The organism is Acinetobacter sp. P1(2025) (genome assembly GCF_051390655.1).
GTDB classification, from domain to species: domain Bacteria; phylum Pseudomonadota; class Gammaproteobacteria; order Pseudomonadales; family Moraxellaceae; genus Acinetobacter; species Acinetobacter junii.
The window spans coordinates 1-16,594 of the sequence record NZ_JBPKBJ010000041.1; the positions used below are offsets into that span (position 1 = coordinate 1).

Sequence of the window (16,594 nt, forward strand, 5' to 3'; positions counted from 1 at the left end):
AATAGCAAGAGTGAACCACCTGATCCCTTCCCGAACTCAGAAGTGAAACCTCTTCGCGCTGATGGTAGTGTGGCGTTTGCCATGTGAGAGTAAGTCATCGCCAGCTTTTAAATATAAACACCCCCTCCGCATAAGCAGAGGGGGTGTTTTTTATTGCATTTTTAAAATTTATAAAGAAGATTAAGGCGAGTACAGTTTAGTCTGGCTTTTGCATATGACCGCTTAAGACGTTCATAAATGAATTAAGGTATTTTTTAAACTTAAAATCTAGCATGCTATAACAAATAATAAATTTCCCAATATTTTATGCAAGAAAGACCTTATATTAGAGCTGTAAAGTTTAAGTCGCCTGAGTCTTTGGATTGGGCTAGCTACCCTTATGTCGTACCAGCTGTTAACGTTTTAGAAAGCATCAAGTTTCACCCACAAGTAACTTTCTTTGTCGGGGAGAATGGTTCAGGGAAATCGACCATTCTTGAGGCCTTAGCACTTGCTTTGGGTTTTTCAGAAGAAGGTGGAACGCGTAATGTACAATTAAATACAGCGACCACAGCTTCTGATTTGCATCAGGCGATTCGAACGATAAAAAGCTATAAGAAGCCTCAAGATTATTACTTTTTACGTGCCGAGAGCTTTTATAACGTTGCAACTTATATGAAGCAAGTGAACTATTTGGTGGAGTATGGGGGAGATATACACTTACGCTCACATGGGGAGGCTTTCTTAAAATTATTAACAATAAAATTAAAAGGGAAAGGTTTATACCTTTTAGATGAACCAGAAGCAGCCTTGTCTCACGATGTTGATGACAACCTTATCGGTTTTAGATCGTTTATGTCAGGAGCAATCTCAATTTATTATTGCTACCCATTCTCCTATTTTATTGGCTTATCCAAATGCCAAAATTTATCAGTTTTCGGATACAGGGATTAGAGAGATATCTTATGAGGAAACAGAACATTTTAGAGTGACAAAGGATTTTTTAAATAATTATCAAAAAAGAATTCAGCAATTGCTAGAGAAAGAATAGATAAAAAGAAGCCCCATCATCCTGACGGGGCTTCTTAGTATTCAGTTTCTTGTCGTTTATATTCCTTATCAACGACCGCTTCCTGCGTATCTTGTTATTTTCGATGAGACTTCCTGTCTCTTTATGCATCTTATATTAGCGGTCAAGTCAACAGTGGAATAGACGTAAATCTACCTGATCAATGTACGCTTAGACGTACAACTAAACGATATTATATTTCTGTAATTTGGCAACGAGTGCTGCTAATCCTTTCACTTCAAATTCATTGGCTTCAAATTTTTCGTCTTTATTGCGTTTATAAATGTCTCGAATTTCAATGACGGCGTTTGGATCAACTAGACCTAAGCTTGAAGTTACTTGACGAATTTGGCTAATTGAACGGGAACCATTGGTTGAACCATAGCCGATAAAAGCTGCAGGTTTGCCTTGCCATTCTTTACCAATATAATCCAAGGCATTTTTCAGTGCTGGACTATAGCCATGGTTATATTCAGGGCTAATAAATATGAATCCTTGTGCTTGAGCAATTTTATCTGCCTAAGCTTGCTGTTTAGGTTGATCATAGATACCTGTTGCGGGTGGGTGAGCACCTGCAAATAACGGTAAATCCCACTCTTTAAGATCGACGATTTCTGTTTGAAGATTATTTAACGTGAGCTTAGAGATTGCTTGTTGTACCCAGTTTGCAACTTTAATTGCAGTTCGACTTTCACGAACACTGCCGACTATAATATAAATGAGCATATTTAAATTCCTGTGTTATTGCTTTGATTTTAAAAATGAATGCCTTTAAATGATCTTATACTTTTTTTAGGCGATAAAAAAAGCTCTCATTTGAGAGCTTTTGTGTTACATCAATTTGATGCCTTGCTGACCTGCTGGGGTCACTTTAAAGATTTCAACTTCAAAGGTAATGTTTTTACCAGCAAGTGGATGATTAAAGTCAATCTCTGTGATGTCATCATTGACTGATTTTACGATGCCAAACAAGGTTGCTTTAGCTTTATCTTCAAATTCAATCATATGCCCGATGATAGGACGTTGTTCAAACTTCACGGTATCAAAAGTTTGAATATTTTCAGGATTCCATGGACCAAAAGCATCTTCTGGCGGTAAATGTACAGTACGACGATCGCCTGCACGTAAACCAAATAATGCTTTTTCAAATCCTGGGAGTAGGTTGCCATCCCCAATGACTAGACTAACAGGCTCTTCACGACCACGGGTATTATCAATTTCAACACCATTTTCGATCGATACTGAAAAATGTAAATCAACTTTTGAACCATCTTCAATCCGAATTTCTTCGTTTGGTTGGATAATTTCAGACATTTTTTGTTTCCGCATTTTGGATACGTTTCTTTTCAAGGAAAAAAGTATCAATAAGTAGCAGGATTGTTCCTAAGGTAATCGCACTATCTGCAATATTAAAAGCAGGGAAGTGACTGTCTTGATAATAGACATGAATAAAGTCAACGACATAACCCAATGAGACGCGGTCTATAAGGTTGCCTATAGCACCACCGAGAATTAATGCAATTGCCATCGGAAGGATGATCATTTTTTTTGGCATTTTCATTAACCAAAAAATAAAGATAATCGAGACAAAGCCTGCTAAAGAAGTAAAAAAGTAACGTTGCCAGCCACCAGCATCAGAAAGAAAACTGAATGCAGCACCATAGTTATGCAGTAATGTCCAATTCAGGAAAGGTAATACAGGAACAGGATCGGCATAGTTTAAGTGTGTACTTGCAATCCATTTTGTCCATTGATCTAACACAATGGCAAGGACTGAAAGTCCAAGCCACATGAGATTATGAGGATAAAACTGGAACAAGCCTTTTTTTGCTTGTGTATTAGGCATACTTTCTCACTTCGCCACTACCAGTGACATTGACGATACAACGAGCGCATAAACCAGCATGACCAACGTGGGTATTCACGTCTGGCAATACATGCCAGCAACGTACACATTTTTCACCATCAGCCGCAGAAACTTTGACACGTAATCCTGTTAAGTCAGTGCTTTCACCTTGTTCAGCATACGGGTAAACGATGACTTGAGACGTGATCAAGACGAAACGTAATTCATCAGCCAACTGATTTAATAATGTTTGTAATGCTTCATCTGCCCAAAGTTCAACTTTTGCAGATAAGTTACTACCAACAAGTTTAGCGTTACGTGCTGCTTCAATCTGTTTATTTACTGCTGATTTTACGCTAATCAATGTTTGCCAATCTGCTTCTGAAAGCAAGTTTGCTGTTGATGCCGTTGGGATGTCATACCATTCAGCAGTAAATACATATTTCTCAGTTTGCTCTGGGATCAATGGCCAAGCTTCTTGAGCAGTAAAGCTCAGGATTGGTGACATCCAGCGCACAAAAGCTTGTACTAAATGATACAGCGCAGTTTGTGCTGAACGGCGAGCTTGTGAATCTGCTTTGGTGGTGTACTGACGATCTTTGATGATGTCGAGATAGAAACCACCTAAGTCATTGATACAGAAATTGGTCAATGCGTTAGTTACAATGTGGAAGTTCATCTCTTCATAGGCTTGCTGAATGGTTTTTTGAACATCAGCAGCACGTTGTAAGATGTATTGATCTAATGCAATCAACTCATTTACAGGTAGAACATCTGTTGATGGTTTGAAACCATTTAAGTTTGCCAACAAGAAGCGTAACGTGTTGCGGATACGACGATAACCATCAGACGCACGGCTAAAGATTTCTTTACCTGCGGTCATTTCATAGCGATAGTCAGCCGAAGCAATCCAGAAACGTAAACCATCTGCACCCATATCTTTGATGATGTCTTGTGGGGTGATGATGTTGCCTAATGATTTAGACATTTTACGACCTTTCTCATCCACGACGAATCCGTGAGTGAGTAGACCTTTATATGGTGCACGTTCATTGATCGCAATTGAAGTTAACAATGACGATTGGAACCAGCCACGATGTTGGTCTGAACCTTCAAGATACAAATCTGCAGGGTCTTGTAACTCTTCACGTTCACGCAACACTGCATAATGTGTAGTACCTGAGTCAAACCAAACGTCAAGTGTATCGCGTACGGCATTATACTGTTCAGCATCTGCACCAATGAAGTCGCTAGCATCACGGTTATACCAACCATCAATACCTTCTTGTTCGATCAGTTTAGCCACTTCTTCAATGAGTTCAGGTGTACGAGGGTGTAATGCATTAGTATCTTTGTGTACAAAGAATGGGATTGGTACGCCCCAAGTACGTTGACGTGAGATACACCAGTCAGGACGACCTTCGATCATCGATTGAATACGATTTTTCCCCCAATCTGGAACAAATTCGATGTCATTTTCAATCGCATTTAAAGCAGTTTGACGCAAACCTTTGGCATCCATGCTGATAAACCATTGTGGTGTTGCACGGAAGATAATCGGTGTTTTATGACGCCAGCAATGTGGATAGCTATGTTTAATTGGCTGATGTGCCCATAAACGACCTTCAGCACCCAAAGCTTCGATAATTTTTGGATTGGCTTTGTAGATGTGTTCACCCGCAAAAATCGGTGCAGTTGGTAAATATACGCCATTACCACCGACTGGATTATCGACTTTTAGATTGTATTGCAGTCCTACTTTATAGTCGTCTACACCGTGTCCAGGAGCAGTATGTACCGCACCTGTACCGCTCGTCGCAATTACGTGCTCACCAACAATTACTGGGACTTGACGATCAGTAATTAAAGGATGTTGTAATAATAGCTTCTCGATGACAGCACCTTTAAAATCAGCCAATACAACTGGATTTTCGAGCTTGTAACGTTCGATTGCTGATTCAACTAGATCTTTGGCAAGAATGAAGTTTTGTGAGCCTCGTTCAGTGCTTACTTGTACCAGTTGGTAGTCAATGTCGGCATGTACTGCAACAGCTTGGTTGGCAGGTAAAGTCCACGGTGTAGTTGTCCAAATGACAATATCAGTCACATCTTGAACATCAATACTTAGACGTGCGCTTAAATCTTTAAGATCAATGACGGTGAAACCGACATCAATTGCATCAGATTTTTTATCTTCATATTCAACTTCTGCTTCTGCAAGTGCTGAACCGCAGTCCAAACACCAGTTCACAGGCTTCAAACCTGGTTCAATATGACCCGCTTTAGCAATCGCACCCAAAGAGCGTACGATGTCAGCTTCTTGTTTAAAGTTCATGGTGAGGTATGGATTATCCCAGTCACCAAACACACCCATACGCACGAAGTCTTTTTTCTGTAACTCGACTTGTGTGTAAGCATATTCACGGCAGGCTTTGCGGAAGGTAGATGCGTCGACCTTGACACCAACCTTACCCACTTTCTCTTCTACTTTAAGCTCAATCGGTAATCCGTGACAGTCCCAACCAGGAACATAGGGTGCATCAAAGCCATCCATCACGCGGCTTTTGATGATGATGTCTTTTAGAACTTTATTGACTGCATGACCTAAGTGGATTTGACCATTGGCATATGGAGGGCCATCATGAAGTACATATTTTTTCTTGCCAATACGCGATGCGCGAATCTGCTGATAAATGTTGTCGGCATACCACTCTTCTAACCATTTGGCTTCACGCACAGCCAAATTTGCTTTCATCGCAAATTCAGTATCAGGCAAATTGAGTGTGGCTTTATAATCCACTGCATTTTCAGGAGTTTGCTTATCGCTCATGCAAGTTTTCTTCCAGTTTTATCAGTCTAAACTGACATGTTCTACAAAAATGAAATTTAAAATTTAAAAAGGAAATTCTGGTGTGCGCTTACGATAGTCTCGTAGTTTTTGCACATCATCATCTATCCCAGCTTTGAGTGCTTCAAGCGAAGGGTAATTCAGTTCGCCATGTAAATAGTGAAGAAAAGTTACCCGCATCAATAGGCCATACAGATTAGCAGAAACATCAGGGAAATGTACTTCTAATCGCCACTCTGGATGATCTTGTTGAATAGCTGGACGTGTCCCGACATGACCTGCACCAAACAAACTATCAGCTTGATAACCAGCAATTCCATTCAACTCAGTATCTATATGTTGAATTTTGGCTGTGAGAGAAGCATTCTCACATACCACGTCCACCGCATAAATACCACTTAAACACGGTTTATGGCGATTTAAACGGACATTAATCGTTGGAAAATCAAGTGTACGTCCAATCTGATCGCCATATTGCACACGACCTGTAATGCTGTATGGACGACCCAATAATTTAGCAGCTAAAGCAAGATCACCTGCTTGTAAAACTTGGCGAATACGAGTTGAACTCACACGTTCACCATTTAAAGCCACCGTATTTAAATTAGTGACGTCAAATCCATAATCGCGTAGGAATTCGCTATTGCCTTGGCGGTCTTTACCAAAATGAAAGTCATCACCTAATACTAAGCTTTGAGCATTGAGTTTTAATTTGAGTAACTCAGCAAACTCGGTTGCATTAAGACTTCTAAAATACTGATCAAACTTGGCGACAGCAATATAATCCACCCCTAACTCAGTTAAATATTCTACTTTTTCTCTGAGCGAGCTGATGCGAGGAGGTGCATCATAAGCTTTAAAAAATTCAAGCGGTTGTGGCTCAAAAATCATCACTAATGTTTTTAAGCCTTTGGCATCAGCCAATGTTTTCAGTTGAGCAATCATCGCTTGGTGACCCAGATGGACACCATCAAAATTGCCAATCGTTACCGCGCTCGGAGGTAACTGAAAATCTGGCGATAATGCGTTGAGACGAAGCAACTTCATGGGCGTTAAATTCAGTGAATTTTGCAAAGGCTATATATTGCCATATTCTCAGCGATTCGTCTTGTTGTTGTGTTTTTACGCAAGGAAATTTCAATATTTAAACGCAATATATCATTTTTATTGATTCATTAAATAAAAATAAATCAGTTTTTCTTATTAATTGGGTCGCTTAAGATAGCTTAATCGTCGCTATAGATCGAGAAAGAGATGAAAAAGCCATTTTATCAGCTAGAACAAAGCAGAGATGTGATTCGCCATTTTACCCCAAACTGGTTTACCGCCACGATGGGAACAGGTGTGGTGGCGATGATTTTAGCACAGCTGCCTTTTGCTTCATCAGTCTTGTTTATGCTTGCGACTAAATTATGGCAGTTCAATATCTTGCTATTTATCACTTTCAGTATTCTTTATGGCTTGCGTTGGATTCTATTTCCGACTGAAGCAAAACAGATTTTTAACCACCCAAACATGAGCTTGTTTTTAGGTGCGATACCGATGGGACTAGCGACGATTGCGAATGGTTTCCTGAGCTTTGGGGTGCATTTATATGGTGATATTGCGGTTCAGATAGCGACTTATCTTTGGTATCTCGATGTATTTCTTGCGGTGTTGATTGCATGGGTGGTGCCATTTTGTATGTTTAGCTGTCAGGACCATCAATTGCAACGTATGACCGCGGTTTGGTTGTTGCCAATCGTGGCGTGTGAGGTGGCTGCGAGTTCTGCAGGATTACTATTACAGCATTTGGCCGCGGATCAGCATGCTTTAGCGATCTTGATCATGGGGTATGTGCTGTGGGGGATTTCTGTATTGCCTGCTTTTGCAATCTTAACCATTTTAATGTTACGTCTGGCTTTGCATCAGTTGCCTGAAAAAGAAGTCGCGATTTCTAGCTGGTTATGTTTAGGACCGATTGGAACAGGGGCATTGGCTTTGTTGTTACTCGGTCAGCAAGCTCCACGTATTTTGAATGCTGTTGGATTAGAAGAATTGGCGACAATAGTGCCAGCCATAGGCGTCATTGGTGGTTTGGTGTTATTGGGCTTTGGCTTGTGGTGGTTTGGCATCGCGGTTTTAACGACTGTACGTCACGCGCGTACAGGGATTCCTTTTAACTTTGGTTGGTGGGGGCTGACTTTCCCATTTGGTGTATTTATTTTAGCGATCTTTAATTTGGCGCATCAGTTACAGTTCAATTTCTTTACCTATATTGCTGTAGCTTTGAGTATTGTTTTGCTAGCGTTATGGGCTTTGGTGATGAAAAAAACAGTGGTTGGTGCATATAGTGGTCAACTATTTTTCTCTCCTTGTTTGGTCGCCTTACAGCAAAAGATGCAATAAGATAATCGTTGTGCAAGAGCACACCTTTTTATGTGTGTTGGCTTTAATCTGAATAGAGTATGTGGTTATGAATGCTGATGTTGCTTTGATGATGGCACTGCCAAATGAATCAAAAGGTCTATTTGAGCAAGCTGGAATTGAAGTTCACTATAGTGGTATCGGTAAAATTAATGCAGCATTCAAGGCATTTGAGGTAATCCAAAAAACGGGATGTAAAACCTTGATCAACTTGGGTAGCGCTGGAAGCTCTCATTTTAATGCACATAGTTTAGTTGAGGTGACGACTTTCGTGCAGCGTGATATGGATGTATCACCCTTGGGCTTTGCGGTCGGGGTCACGCCTATGGATGAACATTTACCTGCTGAGATTCATACACCAGCCTATTTTGAATATTTACCTAAAGGGATTTGTGGTACGGGTGATTCATTTGAAACTGGGGTTCCGAAGGTTCATTGCAATTTAGTAGATATGGAGGGTTATGCTCTGGCAAAGGTGTGTCAAAAACTTGGGGTGCGGTTGATTTCAGTAAAATATATTACGGATGGGGCAGATGATACTGCTCATTTAGACTGGGAAGAAAACCTATTGGTAGGAGCACAAAAACTGCTCGCTTTGTATCAAGCTCACTTCTAATAAAAAAGCCCATCGATCGAGATGGGCTTTTTTTAATGGGCTAATTTAGCGAGGGATCACACCATAAAGCATCATATGCACGGTATGTTCAACCGTGCGTTGGTACATGCTGCGATTGCGTAAAGTTTTGCCTGTCACCATCTCCATTTGTGTAGCAAAATCCGCATAATTCTGCGTAATTGACCAAATGTTAATAATTAACAGTTCTGCATCGATTTCTGTTGAGATTTTCCCTTGTTCCTGCCAAGTTTGGATCACTTTAGTTTTGCGTTTAAACAGCTTTCTCAAAGGTCCTTTTAAGATCGGCAAGATATGTGGAGCACCTTGGATGATCTCTAAAGCAAACAAACGAGAGGCTTTCGGTTGATCACGCGAGCTTTCAATTTTTTGAATTAAATAGTGAGTGAGGGCTTCAGTTGGCTCAAGCTCAGACTCTAGGGTTTGCAAGGGTGCAAGCCACTTTTGTAATACCGTGGTGAGCACTTCAACATAAAGTGACTCTTTATTTTCATAGTAATAGAAAATATTCGATTTATGCATATTTGCAAGTTGTGCAATCTCATCCAAACTTGCGCCGCTGAACCCATAGACGGAAAAAACATCTAGGGCAGCATTCAGCAGTTGATTGCGCTTTTGTGTACTTTTTTTCTGTTCCATCTGCGAGCTTGATTCAAAAAATGTCCTTGACATTGTAAGATAAATTCATATATCTGTGCACAAGAACACATTTTTTTTAGCAAAAATCGTTCAGTTCTTAGATTAACGGTAACGTTCTGTTGATTAACGGTAAAAACTGACCATTTTGGGTATCTTCTGCCGCTTATTTTGTAGACAAAAACAGAACGATCAGTCATTTTTCTTAGTCGTAAAACATATAGCTCATGTGGCTAAAACAGCCTCTAAAACCTGCTGTTCTAGGCGTGTGAAGGCAATATTCTTAACGCGTGGACGAGCTAAATCTACGTTGAAACTCTGTTTAATGTGACCTTGATCGAGCAAGATAATACGATCTGCCAGTTGAACGGCCTCACTAACATCATGGGTCACTAAAATAGCGGTAAAACCTTGCTCATTCCAAAGTTGTTCGATGAGATTTTGCATCTCTAATCGTGTCAGCGCATCTAATGCACCTAATGGCTCGTCCAGTAGTAGAATGCGAGGCGCATGCGATAGAGCACGCGCTAAAGCAACACGTTGACGTTGTCCCCCTGAAAGTTGAGTGGGCCAATGTTCGGCTTTATCTTTTAAGCCCACTTTTTCTAGCAATTGCTCGGTAAATTTATATTTTTCTTTGGCTAATCCAAGTTGCGTATTTTTCAATACACTTTTCCATGGTAGTAGACGTGGATCTTGAAACATGACCCTAATATCAGCATTGGTAATCCCTTCTCTAAAATGGCGTGCAGATTGATATTTGATTTCGCCATAACTTGGTTTTTCCAGTTGGGCGATTAAACGTAACAATGTGCTTTTACCACAACCACTACGTCCAACAATTGCAACAAATTCACCTGCTTGAATATCTAAATCTAGATCTTCTAATACTTTGACATCACCATAATATTTATAGAGTTGCTCAATTTGAATAGCAGCCCCATTGCTATTGTCATCCTTTGATAGTGAGTCTTGGGTGCGAGATTCACTTAAGAATTTTAGGTTGAGATTCGTCATAAATTGATCCTTTTTATTTTTGATAGCCTGCATGCCAACGCAATAAATAACGTTCTAATATCTGTGCAAAAACATCAGCTAGTTTTCCAAGTAGGGCATAGAGCAAAATGCCGACCAAAACGATATCTGTTTGTAAAAATTCACGTGCATTCATGGTCATATAACCAATACCAGATTGCGCTGATATCGTTTCAGCTACGATCAGAAGCACCCAAACCAAGCCGAGTGAAAAACGAAAACCGACTAAAATTGAAGGCATGGCCCCAGGTAAAATAATTTCTTTATACAGTTGCCAGCGACTCAGACCATAACTTTTTCCCATTTCGATTAGTTGAGGGTCAACAGAACGAATACCGTGATAGGTGTTGATATAAATTGGAAAAAACACACCGACCGCAACTAGAAATAATTTGGCTGTTTCGTCAATACCGAACCATAAAATAACCAATGGAATCAGTGCTAAAGCAGGGATATTGCGGATCATTTGTAGAGTTGTATCGAGTAAGGTCGATGCGATCCGTGATGAACCATTCAATAACCCGAGCAGTAGACCTAGACCGCCTCCGATGAGTAATCCAAGTAATGCCCGTCCAGCGCTGACCTTTACGTGCTGCCAAAGCTCGCCACTAATTAGTAAGTGCCAAAAGGCACTCACTACAGCGGTCGGTGCAGGAAGAACACGACTTTGCAAGAGACCCGAACTTGATGCAACTTGCCATATCACGATCAATAAAATAGGGAATAGCCACGGTAGAAGATTGGTAAAAATGCTTAGTGTTCCACGTGAAACATTTTGTGTAGTCATGCGGTCTCCTTGTTTAACACTTTAGGCTGTTTGACTTCGGGCACATAATTGTTGGCAATAATTTCACCGAAGGGGCCTGTTAAATGAGGTTGTGCAAGTTTCTCTCGTGTTTTTAGTGGCAATAACGGAAACACCAATTCTGCAAAACGGATTGATTCTTCTAAATGTGGGTAGCCTGAGAAGATAAAAGTATCGATACCTAACTCAGCATATTCTTGAATACGTGCAGCAACGGTTTCTGGATCACCAACCAAGGCTGTGCCTGCGCCGCCACGGACTAAACCAATACCTGCCCATAAGTTTGGTGAGACCTCCAACTGATCTTTACGCCCACCGTGCAGGGCTGCCATGCGCTGCTGGCCGATAGAGTCCATTTGTGCAAATTTTTTCTGCGCTGCTGCAATAGTCTCATCATCTAAATATTGAATTAATTCATCGGCTGCAGCCCAGGCTTGTTGGTTAGTCTCGCGTACTATCACATGTAAACGGATTCCATAATTCAAGCTACGGCCTTTGGAAGCAGCCTTAGCTTTTAAATATTCGATTTTTTCTTTTACAGCAGCTGGTGGTTCACCCCATGTTAAATAGGTATCCACTTGTTCCGCTGCAAGTTCAGTAGCATCTTCCGATGATCCACCAAACCAAAGGGGAGGATAAGGTTTTTGCACAGGTGGGTACAAAAGTTTGGCATCGTCAACGCTTAAGCGCTCACCATGAAAAGTGAATGATTCACCAGTATGTGATCGGCTTAGGATTTCACGCCAAATTTTTACATATTCAGATGCCGTTTGATAACGCGTACTATGGTCTTCATATAAACCATCACCTTTGAGTTCTTGCTCATCACCACCAGTCACAAGATTTAATAAAATACGACCATTTGATAAGCGATCAAATGTGGCAGCCATTCGTGCAGCGAGTGCAGGCGTCGTGATTCCTGGTCGAAGTGCGACTAAAAATTTAAGCTGTTTTGTGGCATCGATTAGGCTTGCTGCGGTGATCCAAGGGTCTTCACAAGAGCGACCAGTTGGAATTAATACTCCTGCATAGCCAAGATTATCTACAGCAACCGCAATCTGTTTCATATAAGCATGATCGACCTGACGAGCACCCTTGCTGGTGCCTAAATAACGACTGTCACCGTGAGTGGGAATAAACCAAAAAATATTCATGTCGATGTTCCTTATGAAAGTAAAATAAGCATTTATTTGGTAGACCAAACGCTGCGCTGAACGTCAATTTGCACAGGGATCAATTGCTCTTGTTGAAATAAATCGGCAATCTCTTGTTGGTGGAGAATTACCTCTGTTGTGAGAGGACGAACAGGCGAAGGTTTTGGTCTTTTGTCTAAAACACGTTGAGCAACTTGACTATCTAAGCCTGTACTGCCTGCATAGATTTTTAAGGCTTGATCTTGGTGTTTTACGATCCAGTGATCTGCATCATTGATCGCATTTATGACTTTCTGTACAGCTTGAGTATGCTTCTGGATGAAATTTGGGTTGCCAATATAAAAAGAATAAGTGGTTGGGAAAGATCGCCCGTCAATCAACGCTTTGGTATGACCCTGTAATTCCGCAGTGCCCAAATAAGGTTCCCAAATTGCCCAAGCATCTACCGCTTGTTTGTCAAATGCAGCACGTGCATCAGAGGGCGGTAACCAAATGGGTTCGATATCTTGCCAAGACAATTGAGCTTTCTGTAAGGTCTTAGCGAGCAGCTCATGTGCACTAGAACCTCTTTGCACAGCAATTCGTTTACCTTTCAAATCTTGTAGTGTATTGATTTGGCTATTGGGGTGAACCAATATGGCTTGTGCAGTAGGTGCGACAACTTCATAAGCCACATAAGTTAATGGCTTGGCAGCTGCTTGAGCAAAAATAGGTGGTGTATTTCCAACAGAACCAAAATCGACAGCACCAACAGCCAATGCTTCAAGTAATTGTGGACCTGCAGGAAATTCACGCCATTCAATTCTGGCATTTGGAAAGGCTTGCTCGAATAATTTCTGTTGTCTTGCGACCAGTAGATTCAGCGAAGATTTTTGGAAGCCGATAGAAAGTGTTTTTACCGCGCTATTTTCAGTAGAGCTCGCTGTGTCTACCAACGGCTGTTCGATTTTTTGACAGCCTCCGATTGTCACAGCCGCGATCAATACACCCAAAATTGAAACGCTAGAAAATACCTTCATCGAGATCTCCAATTATTTAACATCGTTTTTTAGGATGGCATCTTGGATGACAAGCTGTTTTGGAATAAGTTTTTGCGCAAAAAATGCATCAGCAACGTATTGTTGTTCTTTAGCGACTTTTTCAGAGATTGGTTGAACGCCGAAACCCATACGAGAGATTGATGTTTTTAAAACCGCAAATTCCAGCCCTGTCGGTTTTTCGAGTAATTTAGCTGCGTCATCAGGATGTGCTTTGACCCAGTCAGTTGTTTGATTCAGAGTGGCAACCAGAGTTTTCAAAACTGCTGGATTGGATTCAGCAAACTTACGATCAGCCAAATAGAATTGATGATTACTGACCAGATGTTCACCGTTCGCAATTACTCGAGCTTGGATTTGATGTTCAGCAGCAGAGAAGAATGGGTCCCAAATCACCCAAGCATCGACGGCACCTTTTTCAAAAGCAGCACGGGCATCAGAAGGAGGGAGATAAACGGGCTGAATGTCATTGAGCGTAAGGTTATGCGCTTCAAGCAGTTTTAATAAAAGATAATGAACGTTTGAACCTTTGTTTAAAGCAACACGTTTACCCTTCAAATCTTGTATTGATTGAATCGGTGAATTTTTCTGCACAATCAGAGCTTCAGCAGTAGGTGCAGGTGGTTGGTTTGCAACGTAAACTAAGTTAGGGTTCGCTGCTTGAGCAAAGATAGGTGGTGCTTCACCTGCTTCACCAAATACTACGCTCCCAACATTTAAACCTTCCAAGAGTTGAGGACCCGCTGGAAACTCAACCCATTTAATATTCACACCCTGAGCAGCAAGACTTTTTTCTAATTCACCTTTTGCTTTGACAATCGGCAAGATGCCATATTTCTGGAAGCCGATGTTTAATGTTGTGGTTTCTTGTTTTGTTTCTGCTTGCTGCTCAGGTTTTTTAGCACAACCAGAAATACCCAATAAGCTGCTAAGACTTGCAGCAAGAAGTGTGTATTTTAGCCATGAAGAATGCATTGAAATGTTCATAGTGGTTGTGCTCCCCGTAAATCCAAAAAGATCTAAATAAGTGAGCAACTAAACTAGAACGCTTTTTATTGCAGAAAAAATAAATAATCAGGCTTTAGTTATCAGTAAAAGTGCAAAATAGAAAAAAGAATAAGTTTAGTGATTTATTGAATAATGAAGGAATTAAAAAATCTCACCTAAGCTAATGTTTATTATATCTTTTAAATTTTATTTAAGGTTTTAGATCAAATTAAATTAAAACAATAATCACAGTATTGAGCGATTCGAAGATATCTTTATCAGAAATAAAAATATCTTCACGTACTTGAATTAGTTCAATGCCTTTTTAAACACAAGTGAATTTCTTTGATAATTATAGAGCGCTTGGCGAGCGTTGGGTAAGTCATCCACAGTGGCAGGAAGAAATCCTTGCTCTAAAAACCAGTGACCTGTTCGAGTGGTGAGAACGAATAATTGTTGTATACCTTGCTGTTTGGCTTTGCTTTCCAAGAATTGCAGAATTTGGCTGCCACGATTGGATTTTCGATAGCTAGAATCGACTGCAACACAGGCAATTTCGGCTGAACGAATTTCATCGTCCTGTGCAGGTATTGGATACAATGCAGCGCAAGCCAAGATCATGCCATCTCGTTCAATCACTGCAAATTGTTCAATCTCACTCTCAAGACGTTCCCGAGAGCGATAAACCAAAATACCTTCTTGTTCGAGTGGACGAAGTAGATTAATGAGACCACCAACATCATGGATATTGGCAATTCGAACTTCTTCATAATGTGCATCGGTAATCATGGTACCTATACCATCACGAGTGAATAACTCCTCGATCAATGCGCCATCATAAGCATAAGAAATTAAATGTACACGATGAACCCCTGATAAAGAGGCTTGTTGGGCTTGTTTTAAATGTAATGAAAATTCAGGATTATTTGCTTGGAACTGTTGAATATAAGGTTCAAGTTGACGAGGGCTTAGTTCACGAAGCAAGTGCTGTTTTTGATTCATTAAACCTTGTTTTTCACCCAAGAAAATGAGTTTATCGGCTTTAATCGCAGTTGCAGTTTTGGTTGCAACCTCCTCAGCCAGTAAATTAAACACCTCACCTGTGGTGGAGTAGCCTGTCGGTCCTAGCAACACAATATTGTGATTATCTAAATGACGCTGAATTGCATCTGTATCGATTGAACGTACATCACCTGTCAGTTGGAAATCGATACCATCACGAATACCATAAGGTTTTGCGGTGACAAAATTACCCGATACAACATCAATACGGGCGCCGTACATCGGTGAGTTCGCAAGACCCATAGACAGGAGTGCTTCGATTTCTAAGCGAATCGAACCAACAGCATTCATAACGCCGCGTAAAGACTCGCGTGTCGTTACACGACGATTTTGATGAAAAGGTGTTTCAATTTTGCGTTCAAGCAAATTTTGATTAATTTGAGGACGTGCACCATGTACTAGGATCAGACGAATACCTAACGAGTGCAGCAAGGCAATATCATGGATGATATGTTGGAAATTATCATGTTGAACCGCTTCACCGCCAAACATCAGGACGAATGTTTTATCACGATGAGCATTGATATAAGGTGCTGAATGGCGAAACCAATGTACATAATCTTGCGCTGTACTATTTGAAGTTTCAGTGATTTGGTTCGCCATGTCGATCTCAGATTTACTGCAATTTATTTGATTCTAACCAAAAAAAGTAAAAGATAAATCTCTTAGTGCTGTTGTGGCGAATTTAAATTGCTCAACTGAGGTTTTTTAAGGTTTAGAAACCGACAATACGAATAATACTATTATCATCGGAATTGACTAGAATGTAGTCATTATTGATTTTATACCATTGTTCATTTCGACCCGGTTTCGGAAGATTATTTTGTTTATAATCAACTTTATAACCATTACCTCGATAATGTTGAGGCATTACATAACCTGCTTGCCAACGATGTTGTTTCAAACGTTCAACACCACGTTCTTCGCGCATACGACGTTCACGCATACGATTTTCATTATCCGAGTTATCTAAACCACGACCTTGCCAACCACCTCGCGAGTCTTCTCCGCGATCAAAGTGTGGACCTGCGATGCTGTTCATACTACTTAATACAGCGGTTGAACCTAAAACAAAGATAATGAAAATTTTTTTCAT

14 protein-coding genes, 1 rRNA gene and 2 pseudogenes are annotated in these 16,594 nt (G+C 40.6%); 4 read left to right on the forward strand and 13 right to left on the reverse strand.

The genetic code is table 11. The features are described 5' to 3' along the window. Together rrf and ACSC97_RS11445 are read left to right on the forward strand one after the other, a co-directional pair. Window positions 1-106 (forward strand): 5S ribosomal RNA (gene rrf / locus ACSC97_RS11440); the annotation flags it as partial. Window positions 107-306: 200 nt separating this feature from the next. Beyond that, window positions 307-1,030 (forward strand): annotated as a pseudogene (locus ACSC97_RS11445) (AAA family ATPase). 201 nt (window positions 1,031-1,231) lie between these two features. Here the strand turns inward: ACSC97_RS11445 and ACSC97_RS11450 are convergent. The 5 genes and pseudogenes from ACSC97_RS11450 to ribF form a co-directional block, all read right to left on the reverse strand. Continuing rightward, window positions 1,232-1,774, reverse strand: a pseudogene (locus ACSC97_RS11450) (NADPH-dependent FMN reductase). A gap of 105 nt (window positions 1,775-1,879) precedes the next feature. Continuing rightward, window positions 1,880-2,362, reverse strand: a complete 483-nt coding sequence (locus ACSC97_RS11455) for an FKBP-type peptidyl-prolyl cis-trans isomerase (RefSeq protein ID WP_004907359.1) — start codon at window positions 2,360-2,362, stop codon at window positions 1,880-1,882. Then, entirely contained in the window at window positions 2,355-2,894 is a 540-nt protein-coding gene (lspA, locus tag ACSC97_RS11460) for a signal peptidase II (protein ID WP_004907358.1), read from the reverse strand. Before lspA ends, ACSC97_RS11455 begins: the two co-directional genes overlap by 8 nt. Next, window positions 2,887-5,724 (reverse strand): isoleucine--tRNA ligase, encoded by a 2,838-nt coding sequence (gene ileS / locus ACSC97_RS11465; RefSeq protein WP_436661020.1) that lies wholly within the window; start codon window positions 5,722-5,724, stop codon window positions 2,887-2,889. Before ileS ends, lspA begins: the two co-directional genes overlap by 8 nt. Before the next feature lie 63 nt (window positions 5,725-5,787). Continuing rightward, complete coding sequence (gene ribF / locus ACSC97_RS11470; protein ID WP_436661022.1) at window positions 5,788-6,789, reverse strand: riboflavin biosynthesis protein RibF; 1,002 nt, start codon at window positions 6,787-6,789, stop codon at window positions 5,788-5,790. Window positions 6,790-6,996: 207 nt separating this feature from the next. Here ribF and ACSC97_RS11475 point away from each other — a divergent pair, with 207 nt between their 5' ends. Further along, complete coding sequence (locus tag ACSC97_RS11475; protein ID WP_436661024.1) at window positions 6,997-8,130, forward strand: TDT family transporter; 1,134 nt, start codon at window positions 6,997-6,999, stop codon at window positions 8,128-8,130. Window positions 8,131-8,197: 67 nt separating this feature from the next. After that, window positions 8,198-8,764, forward strand: coding sequence for a phosphorylase family protein (locus ACSC97_RS11480; protein WP_004956924.1), 567 nt, complete (start codon window positions 8,198-8,200; stop codon window positions 8,762-8,764). 45 nt (window positions 8,765-8,809) lie between these two features. On the opposite strand, the gene ACSC97_RS11485 is transcribed toward ACSC97_RS11480, so the two are convergent. The 8 genes from ACSC97_RS11485 to ACSC97_RS11520 form a co-directional block, all read right to left on the reverse strand. After that, complete coding sequence (locus tag ACSC97_RS11485) at window positions 8,810-9,421, reverse strand: TetR/AcrR family transcriptional regulator (RefSeq protein ID WP_339470140.1); 612 nt, start codon at window positions 9,419-9,421, stop codon at window positions 8,810-8,812. Window positions 9,422-9,643: 222 nt separating this feature from the next. Further along, complete coding sequence (locus ACSC97_RS11490) at window positions 9,644-10,435, reverse strand: ABC transporter ATP-binding protein (protein ID WP_075696867.1); 792 nt, start codon at window positions 10,433-10,435, stop codon at window positions 9,644-9,646. Between the two features lie 13 nt (window positions 10,436-10,448). After that, window positions 10,449-11,240, reverse strand: coding sequence for an aliphatic sulfonate ABC transporter permease SsuC (gene ssuC / locus ACSC97_RS11495; protein ID WP_151816736.1), 792 nt, complete (start codon window positions 11,238-11,240; stop codon window positions 10,449-10,451). Next, a complete protein-coding gene (ssuD, locus tag ACSC97_RS11500; RefSeq protein WP_168154915.1) occupies window positions 11,237-12,412 on the reverse strand; it encodes an FMNH2-dependent alkanesulfonate monooxygenase in 1,176 nt (391 codons plus the stop codon). Before ssuD ends, ssuC begins: the two co-directional genes overlap by 4 nt. A 32-nt stretch (window positions 12,413-12,444) precedes the next feature. Next, window positions 12,445-13,431, reverse strand: a complete 987-nt coding sequence (locus ACSC97_RS11505) for an aliphatic sulfonate ABC transporter substrate-binding protein (protein WP_112986943.1) — start codon at window positions 13,429-13,431, stop codon at window positions 12,445-12,447. Between the two features lie 12 nt (window positions 13,432-13,443). Beyond that, a complete protein-coding gene (locus ACSC97_RS11510; RefSeq protein WP_112986942.1) occupies window positions 13,444-14,436 on the reverse strand; it encodes a sulfonate ABC transporter substrate-binding protein in 993 nt (330 codons plus the stop codon). 309 nt (window positions 14,437-14,745) lie between these two features. Continuing rightward, window positions 14,746-16,101, reverse strand: a complete 1,356-nt coding sequence (argA, locus tag ACSC97_RS11515; RefSeq protein ID WP_151760341.1) for an amino-acid N-acetyltransferase — start codon at window positions 16,099-16,101, stop codon at window positions 14,746-14,748. 112 nt (window positions 16,102-16,213) lie between these two features. After that, complete coding sequence (locus ACSC97_RS11520) at window positions 16,214-16,594, reverse strand: RcnB family protein (RefSeq protein ID WP_004907321.1); 381 nt, start codon at window positions 16,592-16,594, stop codon at window positions 16,214-16,216.

Excerpts from the sequence above, each read along its gene's own strand:
- ACSC97_RS11455 (WP_004907359.1), bottom strand. The coding sequence starts at position 2,362 with ATGTCTGAAATTATCCAACCAAACGAAGAAATTCGGATTGAAGATGGT.
- lspA (WP_004907358.1), bottom strand. The coding sequence starts at position 2,894 with ATGCCTAATACACAAGCAAAAAAAGGCTTGTTCCAGTTTTATCCTCAT.
- ileS (WP_436661020.1), bottom strand. The coding sequence starts at position 5,724 with ATGAGCGATAAGCAAACTCCTGAAAATGCAGTGGATTATAAAGCCACA.
- ribF (WP_436661022.1), bottom strand. The coding sequence starts at position 6,789 with ATGAAGTTGCTTCGTCTCAACGCATTATCGCCAGATTTTCAGTTACCT.
- ACSC97_RS11475 (WP_436661024.1), top strand. The coding sequence starts at position 6,997 with ATGAAAAAGCCATTTTATCAGCTAGAACAAAGCAGAGATGTGATTCGC.
- ACSC97_RS11480 (WP_004956924.1), top strand. The coding sequence starts at position 8,198 with ATGAATGCTGATGTTGCTTTGATGATGGCACTGCCAAATGAATCAAAA.
- ACSC97_RS11485 (WP_339470140.1), bottom strand. The coding sequence starts at position 9,421 with ATGGAACAGAAAAAAAGTACACAAAAGCGCAATCAACTGCTGAATGCT.
- ACSC97_RS11490 (WP_075696867.1), bottom strand. The coding sequence starts at position 10,435 with ATGACGAATCTCAACCTAAAATTCTTAAGTGAATCTCGCACCCAAGAC.
- ssuC (WP_151816736.1), bottom strand. The coding sequence starts at position 11,240 with ATGACTACACAAAATGTTTCACGTGGAACACTAAGCATTTTTACCAAT.
- ssuD (WP_168154915.1), bottom strand. The coding sequence starts at position 12,412 with ATGAATATTTTTTGGTTTATTCCCACTCACGGTGACAGTCGTTATTTA.
- ACSC97_RS11505 (WP_112986943.1), bottom strand. The coding sequence starts at position 13,431 with ATGAAGGTATTTTCTAGCGTTTCAATTTTGGGTGTATTGATCGCGGCT.
- ACSC97_RS11510 (WP_112986942.1), bottom strand. The coding sequence starts at position 14,436 with ATGAACATTTCAATGCATTCTTCATGGCTAAAATACACACTTCTTGCT.
- argA (WP_151760341.1), bottom strand. The coding sequence starts at position 16,101 with ATGGCGAACCAAATCACTGAAACTTCAAATAGTACAGCGCAAGATTAT.
- ACSC97_RS11520 (WP_004907321.1), bottom strand. The coding sequence starts at position 16,594 with ATGAAAAAAATTTTCATTATCTTTGTTTTAGGTTCAACCGCTGTATTA.